Source organism: Cronobacter turicensis (genome assembly GCF_041222865.1).
Taxonomy (GTDB): Bacteria; Pseudomonadota; Gammaproteobacteria; order Enterobacterales; family Enterobacteriaceae; genus Cronobacter; species Cronobacter turicensis.
This window is the reverse complement of the sequence record NZ_CP165997.1, coordinates 621,137-637,431: the sequence shown is the minus strand read 5'-3', so window position 1 is coordinate 637,431 and position 16,295 is coordinate 621,137. Positions and strand designations below refer to the sequence as shown.

Here is a 16,295-nt window from a genome sequence, read left to right as displayed (position 1 = left end):
CTTAAGCGCGACATCGCACGGTACATCATGAAGAAATCACGGTTTAGTCAGCAAGGAACCTTGCTGGTAGCGTTAACCTCTGCCCAGGGACTGCTGGCGCCTTATGCTTTTGCGGTGTCGAGCGACTACACAATTTCCGACCAGCAATCTGATGTTCAGCTCTCCGCCTCCTACGACCGGGTTCAGGTAACGAATACCGGGTCGGCGTTCAGTAATTCAGGCGCGGCGCTCAGCATCGGTCAGGGCGTCGCGGTCGGTTTACTCGATAACGACGGCACAATATCTGCTGAAGGCAACAGCCTGAATACCAACACCTATTCTTACGGCCTGAAAAACGAGGGCACGATCGATACTATCGATAACTCGGGTAGCATTAAAATGACCGCCGCCAGCAATAATTATTACTCCGGCAGCGCCATTAACCTGACTGAAACAAGCCAGGTCGGCACACTGATTAACAGCGGTACGATTGAAGGCCCTGACTCCTACTATAATTATGGCGGCAACTATAGTCAGGGCGGCATAACTAACAGCGGTACGCTCGGCACCCTGAAAAATGTCACATCAGGCGTCATTACGGGCAGAACCGGCGTGAATAACAGTGGCAAAATCGATCTGCTGGAAAACGCAGGCATTATTAACTCCACTACCACCACCAATACCAGCGGGTACAATTATAGCAGCGGCGCAGTTTCTAACGCGGGCACTATTAATACGCTGCATAACACCGGCACTATCGGTAACGTTAATACTAACAACAGTTATTATAATTCAGGTATTTTCAATACCAACACAGGTGTTATTAAATCGTTAATCAACGACGGGCATATCACCAGTAGCTATATTGGCGTGTATAACATGGGCCATATTGATACGCTGACTAATAACGCCGATATCACTGGCAACCTGGTAGGTCTTTATAGCGTAAACAATACCAATAACGAGACGTCCGCCAGCACCATTATTAATAATGGCACTATCAGCGGCAGTTATGGCTTTTATACCACGAATTATAATACTCAAACTTCAGCGATTACGCTGATCAACAACGGCACGATTAACGGCAGCAGCCAGGGTATTTATATCGCAGGCAATAACGGCGCCAGCACGGTCATTACCAATAACGGGACGATTACCGGCAAAGGCAATGCTATTTATAGCCAGGGCAATACCACCTCCGCGCTGACTATCACCAACAGCGGCGTTATTGAAGGCAATATCATAGCCAACGGCGGCGCAGCGCTGGAATTTATCGGCGGCACGGATAAGCAGGGCGTTCTCACGGGCACACGTATTGTTAGCGATGACGAGACAGTTTCCAGCACTGACAGCATCGGCGTGATTACCAGCAACGGCGACGTTATCTTCCGCTCCGGCTCAATGCTGCTGAATGACAACATTAATATTGCCAGTCTCTCGATGCAAAGCCTCTCAAGCGATGACAGCAATACCGGCACCGTCGGCACCGTCCTTAACGATGCCGCTCAGCTTCAGGTTAACGCCCCGATCGCTATTACCGGCAATTACCACCAGAACGCTGGCGCGGCGCTTATCCTCGGCGTGAGCGACACGGCGTCAGCCGGCGGCGATATCGCGCAGGACACCGGTTATGGCCGCCTGAATGTCACGGGCTCCGCCACCGTAGATCAAGGCTCCACCGTATCGCTTGCCCGTTCCGGCAACACCTATAAGTTTGCGCCCGGCCAGCGCTATGTGGTGATTAACGCCAACACCAACGGCACGAACTATAACGCTGACAAACTGGCGTATAAGGCAGTGGGTTATGACGGTCTGGTCACAGGCTCAACCTATGTTGACGAGGCGAACAGCGCGCTGGTCGTAACGCTGCAAAAAGCGCCGACGCCGCCTGTTGTCACGCCGCCGGTCGTTGAGAAACCGCCGGTTGATGGCACCCCGCCTGTCGTCGGAAAACCGCCAGTGGTAACGCCGCCGGTTGTCGGCAAGCCACCGGTCGTGGTCACTCCGCCTGCTCCGCCAGCGGCCAAACCAGGCCCGACGACCCCGAACGCGACGTCGTCGCTGAGCGGTCTGGCCCATTACTCCGGCATCGCGCCGCAGCTGCTTGAGCTTTACAACGCCTCGCTGGCGATTGAAGGCACGAAAGAAGCCAACCGCGTGGGCGAGCGTCTGTCCACCAGTCAGAATATCAGCGTCAGCACGGCGAGCGGCGTGGCGACGTCCACCGCAATGGGTGTCGTCGGCAATCATCTGGACACTATCCGCACGCCGCAGACAGCGGGCCTGAGCGGCGTCTCCACCGGTGACGGCTACAGCGACTGGATCGTTTGGGCTCAACCGTACGGCGGTTATGCCCGTCAGGACAGCACCAGCGAAGTGAGTGGGTACAGCGCGAAATTCGGCGGCCTGCTGTTTGGCGCGGATCGTACCGTCGCCGAAGACTGGCGCGTGGGTGCGGCGCTGAACTACAGCAACACCTCCGTACACGGTAAAGATAACCTGAGCGGCAACAACTCGACGGCGAATAACTATGGCGTGATTGGGTATGCCGGCTACTCAGGCGACCCGTGGTTTATGAACCTCTCTGCCGCGCTGACTCGTCAGAACTACGACACGGTTCGTCGCGCCGACTTCACCGGCTTCTCCGGCACGGCAAACGGCAAGTTCAACGGTCAGTCCGTGACGCTGCAAAGCGAATTCGGCTACCCGTTCACGCTGCCGGCTGAGGTTGTCCTCACCCCGATGGCGGGCCTGACTTACGGTTATCAGCACGTGGATGGTTATAAAGAGAGCGGCGGCAACGGCATGGCGCTGGACGTAGGTTCGTCGCACACGCAGTCGGTCACCAGCGACCTTGGCGCGCGCATCGAGAAAGGCATCGACACCGGTTTTGGCCGCCTGACGCCGTTCGCGCAAGTCTCCTGGATCCACGAGTATGACCACCGTCGCACGAGCAACACCGCGACCTACGCCGCAGACACCATTGGCGAGACGCAGTTCACCACCAAAGGCGCGGCGCCGGTTAAGGATATGGCGGGTCTGTCGGTCGGCAGTACATTGTTTAACGCTAACGACCTGAGCATTGACGCCCGCTACGATCTCCAGGCAGGCGAGCGTTACCAGGCGCACACCTTCAGCCTGCGTCTGAACAAATCGTTCTGAGTGCTAACGCTGTAAAACCCACGGGGCCGGTAAGCGGCCCCGTTTTTTATTTCAGGCTTCCCCCGCGCGTTTCTGTCGCCTTTGCCCTGCTCTCCCCTTTCTTGCCGAACGCGACGGGTCGGTTTAATCATGAACCTGCGCGGGAGTGCGTCTACCCTTAATAAAAACGTTCACCGTTGCACGGGGCCAGCGCCGCGCTTCCGGCGTTGTTTTTACGCCGTTCAACGAAACCGTATATTGACTTAAGTGAAGGATCGCTGATGCCTCTCTCCCGCCCGCTGTATCTCTCTGTCGGCACATGGCTGTTGGCGCTGCTGCTTATTCTCACCGCGCTCACCACCGAACGCAGGCTGACCTGGCTCATGGAAGTGATGCCGGTGTTTATCGTGGTGCCGGTGCTGTGGGCGACCGCAAAACGCTATCCGCTGACGCCGCTGCTCTATGCGTTGATTTTCATCGGCTGCGTGTCGCTTATCGTCGGCGGCATGTATTCCTACGCGCGCGTGCCCGTGGGGTTCATGGTGCAGGAGTGGTTCGGGATGGCGCGCAACCCGTATGACAGGTTCGGCCATGTGTTGCAGGGGCTGGTGATATCGCTCTCGGCGCGGGAAGTGCTGGCGCGCGGCGGCTACCGGTTCGGCGCGAAAATGCTCGCGTTTCTGGTCTGTTGCGTGACGCTTGCTATCAGCGCCTTTTACGAGCTGATTGAGTGGTGGGTGGCGCTGGCGCTCGGCAAAGACGCCGATGATTTTCTCGGTACGCAGGGCGACGAATGGGATACCCAGGCGGATATGCTCTGCGCGCTCCTCGGCGCGTTTATCTCAGTCTTTGCGCTGGCGCGCGGCCATACCCGCCAGCTTAAACGGATAGCGCGCAGACCATAAAGCCGCCCGCAGGCGGCCTGATGCGTTTAGCGCTTGCGCATTTCCGGCAGGAAGAGATCGCCGCGCAGTACGCCGCTGCCCAGCACATCCTGCGTCTTCTCGTTCAGCCAGCCCACAATGCGCGCGGCCATCACATCCATCGAATATTCGATAGCCGGAATGGTCGGCACGCCGGGCATTTGCAGCGTGCCCGCGAGGCTGAAGACCATAATGTCGTCCGGTACGGATTTATTGAAGGCCTGGAGCTGCGGGATCACCCGCTGCGCCTCCTGGTCATCCGCCACCAGCAGCGCGTTGAAATTGAGCGTGGTGGCGTTATTCAGCAGTTCCTGTAACGCCACGGAGGAAGAGGTCGCATCCATAAACACCAGGTTGCGGTTAAACGGCAGGAAGTTACGCTCCAGCGCCAGTTTATAGCCGAGCAACACCTGGTCGGCGAAGCCATTGCCCTGCGGATAAATCAGGGCTATCTGGCGACGATTTTGCCGAATCAGATAGTTACAGGCGGTTTCCACGGCGAAGGCGTGATCGTAATGCAGACTGGGGGCGTTTTCGCTCTCCATGCAGTCCACAAGGATCACATTTTCCTGGGTGATATTTAACGGAAACCGCGCGCCGATAATCAGCACATCGTCGCACAGGCCGCTGGTGAGTTCGTCCAGCGCGTTCATGACTTCATGCTTGCTGTTGGCGAAGCGCAGCAGCAGGTGTTTCTGGTGCTGGCTGAGCTGTTTTTCCAGCGCGTACAGGTAGCCCGTCGTCTGGTTGATATTCTCCTGCGCGCAGATAACGCCGATGCAGCCGGTGCTCTGGCTCAACAGCGACTGCGCGATAACGTTTGGCCGGTAATTGAGCTCATCCACGGCTTTCAGCACGGCCTGACGGCTGGCTTCCTTGACGCCGCGTGATCCGCTCAACACCCGTGACACCGTGGCTTTCGACACCCCGGCCAGACGCGATACATCGTTGATTGTTGACATCTTTTTCCCCTGGCAGAAACCTGGCTTTCTGCGTCAAACTTTCATCAAAAATTGTTCAGATGATAACCGGTTGAAGTATATCCGTTTCCCGAAATCATGGAAACCGATTTTCCGTTTCGTGTCCGTACTACGCATTTCGCCCGAAAAGCTGTGATGCAAATCCAATTAATTCGCGCGACAGGGCGGAGATCATGACGGGTTTCACACTTCTCTTTTTTATAAATGGAAATCGGTTTCCATATCCTATCCAATCATCTCCGCAATAAGTTTTTACATTTAAGGATGAGACCATGTACAAGATTATGCTGTGTTGCTCTGCGGGGATGTCCACCAGTCTGCTGGTGAGAAAGATGGTTGACGCGGCAGGAGAACGGGACCTTCCCGTACAGATTGAAGCCTGGGGCGTTGCCGAATTTGATACGCAGTTTCCAAAGTATCAGGTGGTGCTGCTCGGGCCGCAGGTGAAGTATATGTTACCGACGCTGTCGCAAAAGGCTGCCGCTCACGGCATTCCTGTTCAGGCCATCGACATGATGGATTACGGAATGCAGCGTGGCGACAAAGTGCTGGATTACGCGCTCTCGCTTATTGAAGCCGCGCATTAGAAACAGGATCTCGCCCATGAGTTCTTTATATCAGTCGATGGTTGCCGTCATTGAACAGACGATTACGCCGCTCGCCGGGAAACTCGGCCAGCAGAAATATGTTATCGCCATTCGCGACGGCTTCACCGCGGCGCTGCCGTTTATGATTATCGGCTCGTTTATGCTGGTGTTTATCTTCCCGCCGTTCTCTGCCGATACCACGGTCGGCTTTGCCCGCGCCTGGCTCGATTTCTCGCAGACGTATCGGGAACAGCTAATGCTGCCGTTTAATCTCAGCATGGGCGTAATGACCTTTTTTATCTCCGTCGGCGTCGGCGCGAGCCTGGGGCGTCAGTTCCAGCTCGATCCGGTGATGGCGGGCCTGCTGGCCTTTATGGCGTTTCTGCTGGTGGCGGCGCCTTATGCCGATGGCAAAATCTCCACGCAGTATCTCTCCGGCCAGGGCATTTTCACCGCGCTGATTACGGCGATTTATTCCACCCGCGTCTATGCGTGGCTCAAGGAGCATAAGGTCACCATTCGTCTGCCGAAAGAGGTGCCGACCGGCGTGGCGCGCTCGTTTGAGATCCTTATCCCGGTGATGGCGGTGATGGGAACGCTGCATCCGCTGAACCTGTTTATTGAAGCGCAAACCGGCATGATCATGCCGCAGGCGATCATGCATCTGCTGGAGCCGCTGGTCTCCGCGTCCGACTCCCTGCCCGCGGTGCTGCTCTCTGTGCTGCTGTGCCAGATCTTCTGGTTTGCGGGCATTCACGGCTCGCTTATCGTCACCGGCATCATGAACCCATTCTGGATGGCGAATCTGTCGGCCAACCAGGCGGCGCTGGCCGCAGGCGCCGCGCTGCCGCACACTTATCTGCAGGGGTTCTGGGATCACTACCTGCTGATCGGCGGCGTCGGCTGTACCCTGCCGCTGGCGTTTTTACTGCTGAAAAGCCGTGCGACGCACCTGCGCACCATCGGCAAAATGGGCATCGTGCCGAGCTTTTTTAATATCAACGAACCGATCCTCTTCGGCGCGCCCATTATTATGAACCCGATCCTGTTTATTCCGTTCGTCTGCGTGCCGCTGGTGAACGCCGTTCTCGCCTGGACCGCCACCCGGCTGGGGCTGATCGAGCAGGTCGTGTCGCTCACGCCCTGGACGACCCCGGCCCCCATCGGCGCGTCCTGGGCCGCCAACTGGGCGCTGGCGCCGGTGGTGATGTGCCTTATCTGTATGGTGATGTCGGCGCTGATTTACCTGCCGTTCCTGCGCGCTTATGAACGCTCGCTGATGAAAACCGAAGAACTGAAAGCGCGTAACGCCGCCCCTCAGGCGCAAACCGTGACCGGATAATCACGGCCGCGCCAGGGAAGGCGCACAGGAAATAACGGTGCCGGAATCCGGAAAAGAATAAGCACTCAACGCGTGGCGGTATTTCGCCCTGCGGGGACGGTGACGTCCTGTCATTCCCTTTCATTAATGAAGAGTAATACAACATGATTGCACTGGAAGAAGCGGTAATGGAAATCATCGTCAATGCGGGACAGTCGCGCAGCCTCTGCTTTGAGGCGCTGCACGCCGCGCGGGCGGGTAATTTCAGCGAGGCGCAACATCTGCTGCGCGAAGCCGACGGCTACGCCCGGCAGGCGCACAAGATGCAGACGAAGCTTATTGAGCAGGACGCGGGCGAAGGCCGCCAGCCGATGACCTTAATTATGGTGCACGCGCAGGATCATTTAATGAATTCCCTGCTGGCGCGCGAATTTTCTGAAGAGCTGATGCATTTATATCAGCGTCAGTAAATAAAACATTTTATTCGCGGCAGAAGCCATTCTGCGGGCGATAAATAAACCGCTGTACCCGAAACGACGTAAATACGCTTTCCCGATGATAGCGCATTAATTCTGACTCGCCAGAAGGGAAAGCTGTTGTCTTAATAATAGTGACGATAAAGAGATAATTATGACTACGTTAAAAAAACTTCCATTAGCCATGGCGGTTATCGCCGCGCTTTGCCCGGTATCTGTGCTCGCTCAGGAATACACTCAGGAACAGATTGACGCCATGGTGGCGAAGGCCGTGGATAAGGCGCTGGCCGAGCGCCAGGCAAAAATCGACGCCGCCATGAACAAGAAAGCCGATGTGGTCACCGAGCCGCAAAGCCCCGCCCAGACGCCGGATCTGGCTATCCCGTTCGGCGTGAAGTTCACCGGTTACGCCCGCTATGGCGCGCATTACCAGAGCGGCGACCAGAAATATGTGGCGGTCGACGGCTCCTATAACGGCGCCTCCGCGATTGGTCGTCTCGGCAACGAAGGCAACGGCGGCGAATTCCAGCTCTCGAAAGCCTTTAAAGGCGGCAACGGCGCCATCTGGGATGTCAACGTGATGTTTGACCACTGGGGCGACGAGGTGAACCTGAAAAAAGCCTACGCGGGCGTCACTAACCTGCTGGAATCCAACCCGAACGCCTATTTCTGGGCTGGTCGCGATTTCCACCAGCGTCCGCAACAGGGCATTAACGACTACTTCTGGATGAACCACGACGGCCAGGGCGCCGGGGTGAAAAACTTCGATCTGGGCGGCGTGCAGTTTGATGTCGCGGTCGTGGCCGCCGTGGAATCCTGTAGCCCGGAAGTGATGGAAGACGAGGCGAACCCGTCGCGCATCTCCTGTACCGGCGGCTCCGGCACGGGCGACAAAGGCAACTACGCGGCGACGTCTAAAATTCACGGTATGAAAGTCGGCCCGCTCGATCTGGAGCTGTACGCCAACTACGGCTTCGACTCAAAAGCCGTGGATCGCGACGATCGCCTGAAAGCCTGGCAGGGCGGCGTGGTGCTGAGCCACACTAATGACAGCGGCGTGAATAAGCTTATCGCCCGCTACTCCGACAATTCAGATAACAGCGTTTATAACAAAACTGACGATCTGACCACGGTGTATGCGAGCTTTGAAGGGCTGCATAAATTCACGCAACAGGCGCAGGTGGAGTATCTGCTGGCGTTCCACGATTACGATAACGACCGCGATGACCGCGATAACCGCCGCAATTACAACGCCATCGTGCGCCCGATGTATTTCTGGAACGACGTTCACTCCACCTGGCTGGAAGCGGGCTGGCAGCGCGTCGATTATCAGGAAGGCGGCGATAACGACGGCTGGAAAGTGACGCTCTCGCAGAATATGTCTATCGCCATGGGCCCGGAATTCCGCCCGATGCTGCGCTTCTACGTCACTGGCGGCGAGGTGGATAACAAACGCACCGCGCGCGTCAACAATACCGACGACACCACGCTTGATTCCCTGAACATCGGCGCGATGTGGGAAGCCTGGTGGTAATAACTCCCTGCCGCGCGGCGCACGTCGCGCGGTCTCCCTCCCTTTTTTCATGGGCTGACGTCAGATGCAAACACTGCAACAATGAACCGGTATACGTCATCTCTCTTGCGAGCCACGTTTCCGGTCGCAGGGTGACATGAGAAAGCGTGTCATGCCTGTCTGTGACCTGACGCTGCAACGCCCGAGAATGCGGCACATCATCGCGCGCGATTTGCTGGCAGAAACAGGCCGTATTCCGATGGGATATTTGACAGAAAGTGTGTGTCTTGTACTGACCTAATCCCTGTCATCACTCGCCGTCCGGCGCATTACACTTTTCCTTTCTTACTCTGCAGGATGCCTTGTCATGAATAAGCTCTCCAGTGCACCGCGTGCCCCCCTTAATTTTCAACCGTTGACGTTGGAAGCGCCCCGCATTAAAGCGCATCGCTGGTGGTTGAAAGTATCCGCTGTCAGGCCGGGCGACATTTTGCTGGTGCAGAACACCGGGTTACAGAGCGCAGGGATCCGCTTTGCCGATGGGAGTTTGTTTTCACACGCGGCGCTCTGGATGCATAGCGGGGAGCAGTTTCAGCCGGTACGCCTGGCGGAGGCCGATGGGCACGGCATAGGATTTACCGACCTTCCTGTCATCACCATTGATAATGAGGGAGTAAAGAGTGATGTCTGGCTTATGCCAGGCAATCCACGTCATTGCAAACTGCTGCGTCACAGGGATATCGGGTCGGTTCCCGAAAGCATCGCGAAACAGGCTGCAGAAGAGATGCGAAACGACTGGTTCTATAGCGATTACGCTTATCTGCATCGCCTGGCTGACGCCAGCCGTCACCCACCCGCAGTGCGCCGCCTCTACAGCGTCATGCTTCAGGGTATTGATAGGGTCGCCAGTAAAAAACATGGTCGCAAAACGCTCTTTTGCTCCGAACTGGTCGCGGTGTACTACGAAAAAATCGGGCTGACGTTATTTGATCCGCCTAGAGATCCGGCGCTGGTCTCGCCTGCGTCACTGGCCCAGCATGCCGTCGGTCTGTATGAAGTTCAGGGGGCGTTTGTGAATACCGACGCTTTAGCGGATACGGCCATCGCAAGTGGACTGCATCTCGACGATCCGCGCGCGCAAGGCTGGCTGCCGCTGCATGTCAACCAGGCGCGTAAGGGCTATCAGTTGGATAAGCTGGACAGCACGTTGAAGGAATCGATCGCCACCCTGCGTAAACACAACCTGGAAAACTATAGGGCGGCGCATGAAGATTGCTTAAACAGGCTGGCGAAGCTAGAGCAGCTGGCGTTAATCGTTGATAAACCGCAGGCGATGAAAAAAATTACGACTTACCGTAAGTCTGAACAGGGTCTTTATAATCTGCTGGTTAACCTCGAATCATCCCTGCCGGTGACCCATGCGGCAGGACATACGCTGACGCTTAGCGACGAGCAAGAGTTTCATCTGTCGCTGAGAGTGCTATCGTTACTCGCTCAGCTGCGTTTTTCCGTCTGGAAGCTTAACCTCACGTTATTAAGACACGTGCTGCGTGGCTCAAAACGAGCCCGTAAACCCTTCAATACACAGCGTCCCCTCAAACTCGCCCGGCTTTACCAGATTTACCGTCAGTTGCGCGAGGGCCATACCCGGAGAAGCAACACGCTTGAAGCAGAGATTAAAAAAAGTGCTGAAGGGCTGAGTGCAAACGATGTTAAGCATATGACTCAGTGGCTGCAGGCTTACCCGTAAACCTATATGCGCGGCGGTTTAGTCCCGCCGCGCTCACGGTTTTAGTGAGTCTGTGGCTGCGTCTGCAGCGTGCCCTCCTGCGGTTTTTCCTCTTCCGGCGCGTCAGGCTGGATAATCACACGGCTTGGCAGCGCCAGCCGCACGCCCAGCTCCTGTAGCCCTTCCATGATGCGCAGGTTGATCTCCTGCTGCAGATCCATGTACTGGTTGTAATCCGCCGTATTAATGATGTGCACCACTTCATAGGTCAGGCGATCCTGATCGAAAGTGGCAAAGTGGGCGCGGTCGAAGCGAGTATCGCCACTCTTCTCAATAATCGACTTCACCATCGGGCCAATCTGGCGCAGTTTTTCGGGCGGCGTGGAGAGCGAGACGCCAAACGTAAATACGATGCGGCGCGTCTGCATACGCTTATAGTTGTGGATCGTCTGCTGAAGCAGGATGGCGTTCGCGCAGACGATCTGCTCGCCGCTTAAGCTACGGATGCGCGTGGTTTTCAGCCCGATATGTTCAATGGTGCCGGACACGTCGTTAAAAACGATGAAATCGCCAATTTCAAACGGCTTATCGAAGCCAATTGAAAGCGAGGCGAACACGTCGCTCAGCACCGTCTGCACTGCCAGCGCGATGGCGATACCGCCGACCCCGAGGCTCGCCACCAGCGCGGTGATATTGACCCCGGCATTGGCGAGGATCGACAGCAGCATCACGGCCCAGATCAACGCGCGGATCATCAGCCCCAGAATAATCGTCGTCACCGGGTTGCGATGCGTGCCTGGGCGCATTAGCGAGTGGCGCAACCATGACTGTACCGCCTGATCGAACCAGAGCGCGATTTGCAACGCCAGCACCAGGAACCAGGCGTGGGAAATCGTACTGTGCGTCCGGTCAGGCAGGCTGACAAACTGCAAACTGAAGAGAAACGCGGCAATCAGAATCAGAATGCGCCGCGTCTTTCTCAGCACGTCGAGAAAGACTTTATACGCGGTGCTGTTGTTGTGCTCCTCCGCCCAGCGCGCGATGCGCTTGTGCAGTATATCGATGATTTTACTCACGACCCAGTAAGTGACGGCAGTTATCGCCAGCACCAGCAAGACATTTCCCCAGAACGTTAATGATGTCATCAGGCGCAAAAAATTGGTGTGCAGAATGTACTCCATCCTTCCTCCTTGTCGGCTGCCCTAAAGTGAAACCTGAGTATAGACCATCGCTAAGCGCCCCTTTTTCATTGGGTTATAACGGTACTCCCCATAAAAAAGCCCCTTCATCAGAAGGGGCTTAATCGCGCAATTAAAGCGTAAGGTTCACGGGCCGGTCGGGTTAATACCCTTTACCGCGGGAGATTTTATCCAGATACCCCATAACGAACGCCGACAGGACAAACGTAAGGTGGATAATCACATACCACATCAGTTTATTATCCGGTACGTTCTTCGCATCCATAAAAACGCGCAGCAGGTGAATGGAAGAGATAGCGACAATCGACGCCGCCACTTTATTCTTCAGCGAACTGGCGTCCATTTTGCCAAGCCAGCTCAGCTTTTCCTTACCTTCATGAATATCGAGCTGAGAGACAAAGTTTTCATAACCGGAAAACATCACCATCACCAGCAGCCCGCCTACCAGCGTCATATCGACCAGCGACAGTAACAGCAGGATCAGATCCGACTCGGCGACAGACAGAATGTTCGGCAGAACGTGGATAATTTCCTGGAAGAATTTGACGGTCAGCGCCAGTAAAGCGAGAGAAAGCCCGAAGTAAACCGGGGCCAGCAGCCAGCGCGAGGCGTACATTGCGTTTTCGATAAAGCGTTCCATAGCGTCCTGAAAAATAGCCAGAATGGCTTTCAGTATAACGCACAGAGACGATGGTCTGACAACAGCGGCGCCAGGGCTACGGCGTTCAGACCAGCGTGATATCCACCTGCGGGCGCTCATACTCCGGCCAGACGATGGCCACCAGTTGCGGATACGCCTCCTGGCTGAATTCATGGAAGCAGTGGCGCAGGTTGAGCACTTCGATATCGGAGAAGGTGACTAACTCACCGTTCAGACAGCGTTTTTTTAAATTATCGTAATATTTATAAACCGCTGAATTAAGATTACTGCAACGGCGCTGCGCCTCAAATAAACCCGGTGTGGCGTTGAGCTCTTCAAATGTCATTTTTTTAATGGTGGCGTTAGTAAAATCAATATATTCGTGATTAACGCGCCAGTACCACAACGGAGTAATTGCGTTAAGTAACGCGGAGAAATGGTCTTCACCCTCTTCTTTGTTACGCGGCGGGATCGGGTCTGCGCCAGAACCGTTGTCTGGTTTATTGGCACCATTTTCTTTCATAAAAAAAAGCACGCCGCTTAAAAGCAGCAGCAAGGTAATGACAGAATAAAAAATACTGTTCATGCGCAGGCTCCGTTTTTTTTGATTTTAATTTTACGGCATGTTATTGTCAACGAAAACCATCCGGCGTATTTCTTTATCCTTCTGATATAAAAGGAAATAACATCAATGTTGCCCGACAATCTTGTGCCGGCGCGTTATCGTATTCCCACACCCGACAACCACTCCTCTGGCGAACAAAATAGCGAAAATTTAACTCAGGGAAAGCCAAAGCTCGAAGAATATGAAACGGACATATTGAGCGGCAAATCTCTGGCGGGCCAGAGCGGCAACGTACTGCTGGAAGAACGCGACCGGCATATTAAAGCACGCCTGCTCAGTGTGGTTAAAATTGAGGCGTACACTAAAGTCCTGAATAAACTGGTCGAAGATAATGCTATTAGCGCTGAAGAATTGGCTGAGCTGATCGCCACCAAAACCGCGCAGATAAATGAAGCGGGTAATAAAATTTGGCTTAATCTCATTACCCAGGAAAAAGACGCCCCCGTTTTTTATAAGTTCGAGGATTAACTGGCGTGACGGAAATAACCTCCAGCCACCAATATTTCACTTTAGATAAGCAAGAAGAACAGAAATTTATCTTAAGTCAGAATTTGCAGGCGCTGATTAATGAAAAAAATGAAGCCATAGCCGGGTATACCCGGGCCGTGCTAATGATCCCGGCTGCCCTGGTGCAACTGAAATGGCAGAATCGCCGCGAAATCTATCCGTTTCTGGTAAAAGAAGAGGTCTATGGCGCCGTACTGGAAGAGATAATGAATCGCCATCCGCAGCTGCGCGCGCAAATGATGGCGGCGATAGAAGAGCATTATCAGCAGATTAAAGCGCAGGAAGCCGAAACGCTGATGCTAAGCCGCAAGCTCGCCGAAGGTAGCTACCAGACCTCTTCCGTTACGCCGCTTCCTGAAACGCCCGCCGCCTCACCCGACAAGTAGCGCGCCCGCTTTCTGTCCGCCGTTTTCCTCCTGCGTTATCACCTCCGTCACCTGTTCCAGTGTTCCGATTTGCACCTCGCCGGTACGATTGCGTTTGCTACGGTCTATCAGCAACAGCGATTGCGCCGCCCGGCGCAGCAACAGCGTTTTATATTCCGCATTCCACGAGCGCGCGTCCCAGATGCCGCCTGCCTCATCAATGCCCTGACACGAAAACAGAAACAGATCGATATCGATATGCTTAAGCAGCGCAGGCAGCGACGGGTTTTCATAACAGGCCGCCTGCCGATGCAGAATGCCGCCCGTGCTGATAAGCGTTATCTGCTCACGCCTGGCGACCTCCTGCCCGACCCGCACGCTGTTGGTGAAAATCGTGAGCGGCACGTCCGGCAACTGACGCGCCAGATACCAGCACGTGGTACTGGCGTCGAGCGCCACCACCATACCGGCGTCGAGCCAGTTCAGCGCGTTGCGCGCGATATCCAACTTATGCGCATGATGGCTCTTGAGGCGCGCCTGAAACGGATCGTCATGGCTTTGCACATCGCGACGCAGCACCCGCGCGCGTCCGTGGCTGCGCAGAATCTTCCCGGCGCGCTGAAGTTCGCTCAGATCGCGCCGGATGGTCTCGTGGCTCACAGCAAGGCGACTTGCCAGCGCCTGGGTCGTCAGCGCCTCATGCGCCCATAAGAGCCTGATAATCTTCTGCTGACGCTCATGTTTCATCCTGCTGCTCCGTCGATAACGCGTCTGGGTTGCCTGCTGTTCATTATTGCAGCAGGCTCGCGAAAAGGAGAACCGGCCCGCGCCGGAAATACAGAAAATCCTGATAATTTCCGCCAGCGCAGCATGAGGCACTACCCTTAAAGGACGCTTTGATAACGAGGAGGAACTTATGGCGAACGACCAGAACAAGATCCAGGACCCGACGACCCAGTATTTCACCGGGGAATATCCAAAGCAGAAACAGCCTGCGCCGGGGATTCAGGCCAAAATGGAGCCGGTGCCGGACTGTGGTGAGAAAAGCTACAAGGGCAGCGGGCGTCTTCAGGATCGTAAGGCACTGGTGACAGGGGGCGATTCCGGTATCGGTCGCGCTGCCGCCATTGCTTACGCGCGAGAAGGCGCGGACGTGGTGCTGAACTACCTCCCGGACGAGCAGCAGGACGCCGAAGAGGTCAAGGCGCTGATTGAAGAGGCAGGCCGCAAAGCGGTGCTGATCCCAGGCGATCTGACCGATGAGAAATTTGCCCGCGATCTGGTGCATCGCGCCATTAAAGAACTGGGCGGGCTGGATATCCTGGCGCTGGTGGCCGGTAAACAGACGGCGGTGGAAGATATCGCGAATCTGACCAGCGAGCAGTTCCAGAAAACCTATGCGACCAACGTGTTCGCCCTGTTCTGGATAACCCAGGAAGCGCTGCCGCACCTGAAACCGGGCGCGAGCATTATTACGACGTCGTCTATTCAGGCGTATCAGCCAAGCCCGCACCTGCTGGATTATGCGTCCACCAAGGCCGCTATCCTTAACTACAGCCGCGGGCTTGCCAAACAGGTCGCGGAAAAAGGCATTCGCGTGAATATCGTGGCGCCTGGCCCAATCTGGACACCGCTGCAGATTTGCGGCGGCCAGCCGCAGGAGAAAATCCCGCAGTTCGGCCAGCAGACGCCGCTTAAGCGCGCAGGCCAGCCGGCTGAACTGGCGCCGATTTATGTGTATCTGGCAAGCCAGGAGTCAAGCTACGTTACCGCTGAGGTTCACGGCGTGACCGGCGGCGAACATCTGAGCTAACCCCCATTCGGGACAATAAAAAAGCGCGGCACAGGCCGCGCTTTTTCTTTGCCTGAAGGCTTAAGCGTTACTTCGCCTTCGTCACTTCCTGGCCGACCAGCCCGATTTTCAGATAGCCCGCCTGATGCAGCGTATCCATCACGTTCATCATGGTTTCGTAGTCAACGGTTTTATCCGCGCGGAAGAAAATCGTGGTGTCTTTCTTGCCGCCGGTCTGGGCGTCGAGCGCGCTAATCATGGAATCCCGCGTCACCGGATCGTTGCCGATAAACATCGTTTTATCCGCCTTCACCGACAGATAAACCGGTTTTTCCGGACGCGGCTGCGGCTCGCTGGACGCCGCCGGCAGGTTCACCTTCACATCAACCGTCGCGAGCGGCGCGGCCACCATAAAGATAATCAGCAGCACCAGCATCACGTCGATAAACGGCGTGACGTTAATTTCGTGCATTTCGCCGTTATCATCGAGATTTTCGTTAAAACGCATCGCCATAGGA

Annotated in this window: 16 protein-coding genes; 10 read left to right on the top strand and 6 right to left on the bottom strand. The window is 55.6% G+C overall.

The features are described from left to right. Nucleotides 1-27: 27 nt before the first annotated feature. Both AB8W27_RS03055 and AB8W27_RS03050 read left to right on the top strand, forming a co-directional pair. Nucleotides 28-3,141: an autotransporter domain-containing protein gene (locus AB8W27_RS03055; protein WP_041923932.1), complete on the top strand. Its 3,114-nt coding sequence runs from the start codon at nt 28-30 to the stop codon at nt 3,139-3,141. Nucleotides 3,142-3,401: 260 nt separating this feature from the next. Then, nucleotides 3,402-4,025: a DUF2238 domain-containing protein gene (locus tag AB8W27_RS03050; RefSeq protein WP_041923933.1), complete on the top strand. Its 624-nt coding sequence runs from the start codon at nt 3,402-3,404 to the stop codon at nt 4,023-4,025. A gap of 26 nt (nt 4,026-4,051) precedes the next feature. Here the strand turns inward: AB8W27_RS03050 and AB8W27_RS03045 are convergent, their stop codons facing one another. Further along, entirely contained in the window at nt 4,052-5,005 is a 954-nt protein-coding gene (locus AB8W27_RS03045; RefSeq protein WP_007764195.1) for a LacI family DNA-binding transcriptional regulator, read from the bottom strand. 290 nt (nt 5,006-5,295) lie between these two features. On the opposite strand from AB8W27_RS03045, the gene AB8W27_RS03040 reads away from it, so the two are divergent. From AB8W27_RS03040 to AB8W27_RS03020, 5 genes are all read left to right on the top strand, one after another. Beyond that, nucleotides 5,296-5,610 (top strand): PTS sugar transporter subunit IIB, encoded by a 315-nt coding sequence (locus AB8W27_RS03040; RefSeq protein ID WP_004384873.1) that lies wholly within the window; start codon nt 5,296-5,298, stop codon nt 5,608-5,610. A 16-nt stretch (nt 5,611-5,626) separates the two neighbouring features. Then, nucleotides 5,627-6,952 (top strand): PTS sugar transporter subunit IIC, encoded by a 1,326-nt coding sequence (locus AB8W27_RS03035; protein WP_041923934.1) that lies wholly within the window; start codon nt 5,627-5,629, stop codon nt 6,950-6,952. A gap of 143 nt (nt 6,953-7,095) precedes the next feature. Then, on the top strand, nt 7,096-7,401 hold the full coding sequence (locus AB8W27_RS03030; RefSeq protein WP_007764199.1) for a PTS lactose/cellobiose transporter subunit IIA: 306 nt from the start codon (nt 7,096-7,098) through the stop codon (nt 7,399-7,401). 160 nt (nt 7,402-7,561) lie between these two features. Continuing rightward, nucleotides 7,562-8,941 (top strand): carbohydrate porin, encoded by a 1,380-nt coding sequence (locus AB8W27_RS03025; RefSeq protein WP_041923935.1) that lies wholly within the window; start codon nt 7,562-7,564, stop codon nt 8,939-8,941. A 346-nt stretch (nt 8,942-9,287) separates the two neighbouring features. Continuing rightward, nucleotides 9,288-10,670 carry a hypothetical protein gene (locus AB8W27_RS03020; RefSeq protein ID WP_015742519.1) on the top strand — a complete coding sequence of 461 codons (1,383 nt, stop codon included), beginning with the start codon at nt 9,288-9,290 and terminating at the stop codon, nt 10,668-10,670. Between the two features lie 41 nt (nt 10,671-10,711). Here the strand turns inward: AB8W27_RS03020 and AB8W27_RS03015 are convergent, their stop codons facing one another. From AB8W27_RS03015 to AB8W27_RS03005, 3 genes are all read right to left on the bottom strand, one after another. Next, a complete protein-coding gene (locus AB8W27_RS03015; RefSeq protein WP_015742520.1) occupies nt 10,712-11,830 on the bottom strand; it encodes a mechanosensitive ion channel family protein in 1,119 nt (372 codons plus the stop codon). A 160-nt stretch (nt 11,831-11,990) separates the two neighbouring features. Further along, nucleotides 11,991-12,488: a TIGR00645 family protein gene (locus AB8W27_RS03010; protein ID WP_007764205.1), complete on the bottom strand. Its 498-nt coding sequence runs from the start codon at nt 12,486-12,488 to the stop codon at nt 11,991-11,993. Nucleotides 12,489-12,573: 85 nt separating this feature from the next. After that, entirely contained in the window at nt 12,574-13,074 is a 501-nt protein-coding gene (locus AB8W27_RS03005) for an ESA_00282 family adhesion-associated protein (RefSeq protein WP_007764208.1), read from the bottom strand. A 105-nt stretch (nt 13,075-13,179) separates the two neighbouring features. Here AB8W27_RS03005 and AB8W27_RS03000 point away from each other — a divergent pair, with 105 nt between their 5' ends. Next, nucleotides 13,180-13,581, top strand: a complete 402-nt coding sequence (locus AB8W27_RS03000; RefSeq protein WP_007764212.1) for a hypothetical protein — start codon at nt 13,180-13,182, stop codon at nt 13,579-13,581. Nucleotides 13,582-13,586: 5 nt separating this feature from the next. Beyond that, nucleotides 13,587-14,006 carry a hypothetical protein gene (locus tag AB8W27_RS02995; RefSeq protein ID WP_007764214.1) on the top strand — a complete coding sequence of 140 codons (420 nt, stop codon included), beginning with the start codon at nt 13,587-13,589 and terminating at the stop codon, nt 14,004-14,006. On the opposite strand, the gene fucR is transcribed toward AB8W27_RS02995, so the two are convergent. Further along, nucleotides 13,992-14,732 carry an L-fucose operon activator gene (fucR, locus tag AB8W27_RS02990; protein WP_041923936.1) on the bottom strand — a complete coding sequence of 247 codons (741 nt, stop codon included), beginning with the start codon at nt 14,730-14,732 and terminating at the stop codon, nt 13,992-13,994. The genes AB8W27_RS02995 and fucR overlap by 15 nt on opposite strands. Nucleotides 14,733-14,901: 169 nt before the next feature. Between fucR and AB8W27_RS02985 the strand changes: the two genes are divergently transcribed. After that, on the top strand, nt 14,902-15,798 hold the full coding sequence (locus AB8W27_RS02985; protein ID WP_007764218.1) for an SDR family oxidoreductase: 897 nt from the start codon (nt 14,902-14,904) through the stop codon (nt 15,796-15,798). A 67-nt stretch (nt 15,799-15,865) separates the two neighbouring features. Here AB8W27_RS02985 and exbD read toward each other — a convergent pair whose 3' ends face one another. Continuing rightward, entirely contained in the window at nt 15,866-16,291 is a 426-nt protein-coding gene (gene exbD / locus AB8W27_RS02980; protein ID WP_004386053.1) for a TonB system transport protein ExbD, read from the bottom strand. Between the last annotated feature and the right edge of the window lie 4 nt (nt 16,292-16,295).

Bases quoted from the DNA above. Each gene is read 5' to 3' on its own strand.
- exbD (WP_004386053.1), bottom strand. From the start codon at position 16,291: ATGGCGATGCGTTTTAACGAAAATCTCGATGATAACGGCGAAATGCAC.
- AB8W27_RS03025 (WP_041923935.1), top strand. From the start codon at position 7,562: ATGACTACGTTAAAAAAACTTCCATTAGCCATGGCGGTTATCGCCGCG.
- AB8W27_RS03030 (WP_007764199.1), top strand. From the start codon at position 7,096: ATGATTGCACTGGAAGAAGCGGTAATGGAAATCATCGTCAATGCGGGA.
- fucR (WP_041923936.1), bottom strand. From the start codon at position 14,732: ATGAAACATGAGCGTCAGCAGAAGATTATCAGGCTCTTATGGGCGCAT.
- AB8W27_RS03010 (WP_007764205.1), bottom strand. From the start codon at position 12,488: ATGGAACGCTTTATCGAAAACGCAATGTACGCCTCGCGCTGGCTGCTG.
- AB8W27_RS03015 (WP_015742520.1), bottom strand. From the start codon at position 11,830: ATGGAGTACATTCTGCACACCAATTTTTTGCGCCTGATGACATCATTA.
- AB8W27_RS03005 (WP_007764208.1), bottom strand. From the start codon at position 13,074: ATGAACAGTATTTTTTATTCTGTCATTACCTTGCTGCTGCTTTTAAGC.
- AB8W27_RS03000 (WP_007764212.1), top strand. From the start codon at position 13,180: ATGTTGCCCGACAATCTTGTGCCGGCGCGTTATCGTATTCCCACACCC.
- AB8W27_RS03045 (WP_007764195.1), bottom strand. From the start codon at position 5,005: ATGTCAACAATCAACGATGTATCGCGTCTGGCCGGGGTGTCGAAAGCC.
- AB8W27_RS03055 (WP_041923932.1), top strand. From the start codon at position 28: ATGAAGAAATCACGGTTTAGTCAGCAAGGAACCTTGCTGGTAGCGTTA.
- AB8W27_RS03050 (WP_041923933.1), top strand. From the start codon at position 3,402: ATGCCTCTCTCCCGCCCGCTGTATCTCTCTGTCGGCACATGGCTGTTG.
- AB8W27_RS03020 (WP_015742519.1), top strand. From the start codon at position 9,288: ATGAATAAGCTCTCCAGTGCACCGCGTGCCCCCCTTAATTTTCAACCG.
- AB8W27_RS03035 (WP_041923934.1), top strand. From the start codon at position 5,627: ATGAGTTCTTTATATCAGTCGATGGTTGCCGTCATTGAACAGACGATT.
- AB8W27_RS03040 (WP_004384873.1), top strand. From the start codon at position 5,296: ATGTACAAGATTATGCTGTGTTGCTCTGCGGGGATGTCCACCAGTCTG.
- AB8W27_RS02985 (WP_007764218.1), top strand. From the start codon at position 14,902: ATGGCGAACGACCAGAACAAGATCCAGGACCCGACGACCCAGTATTTC.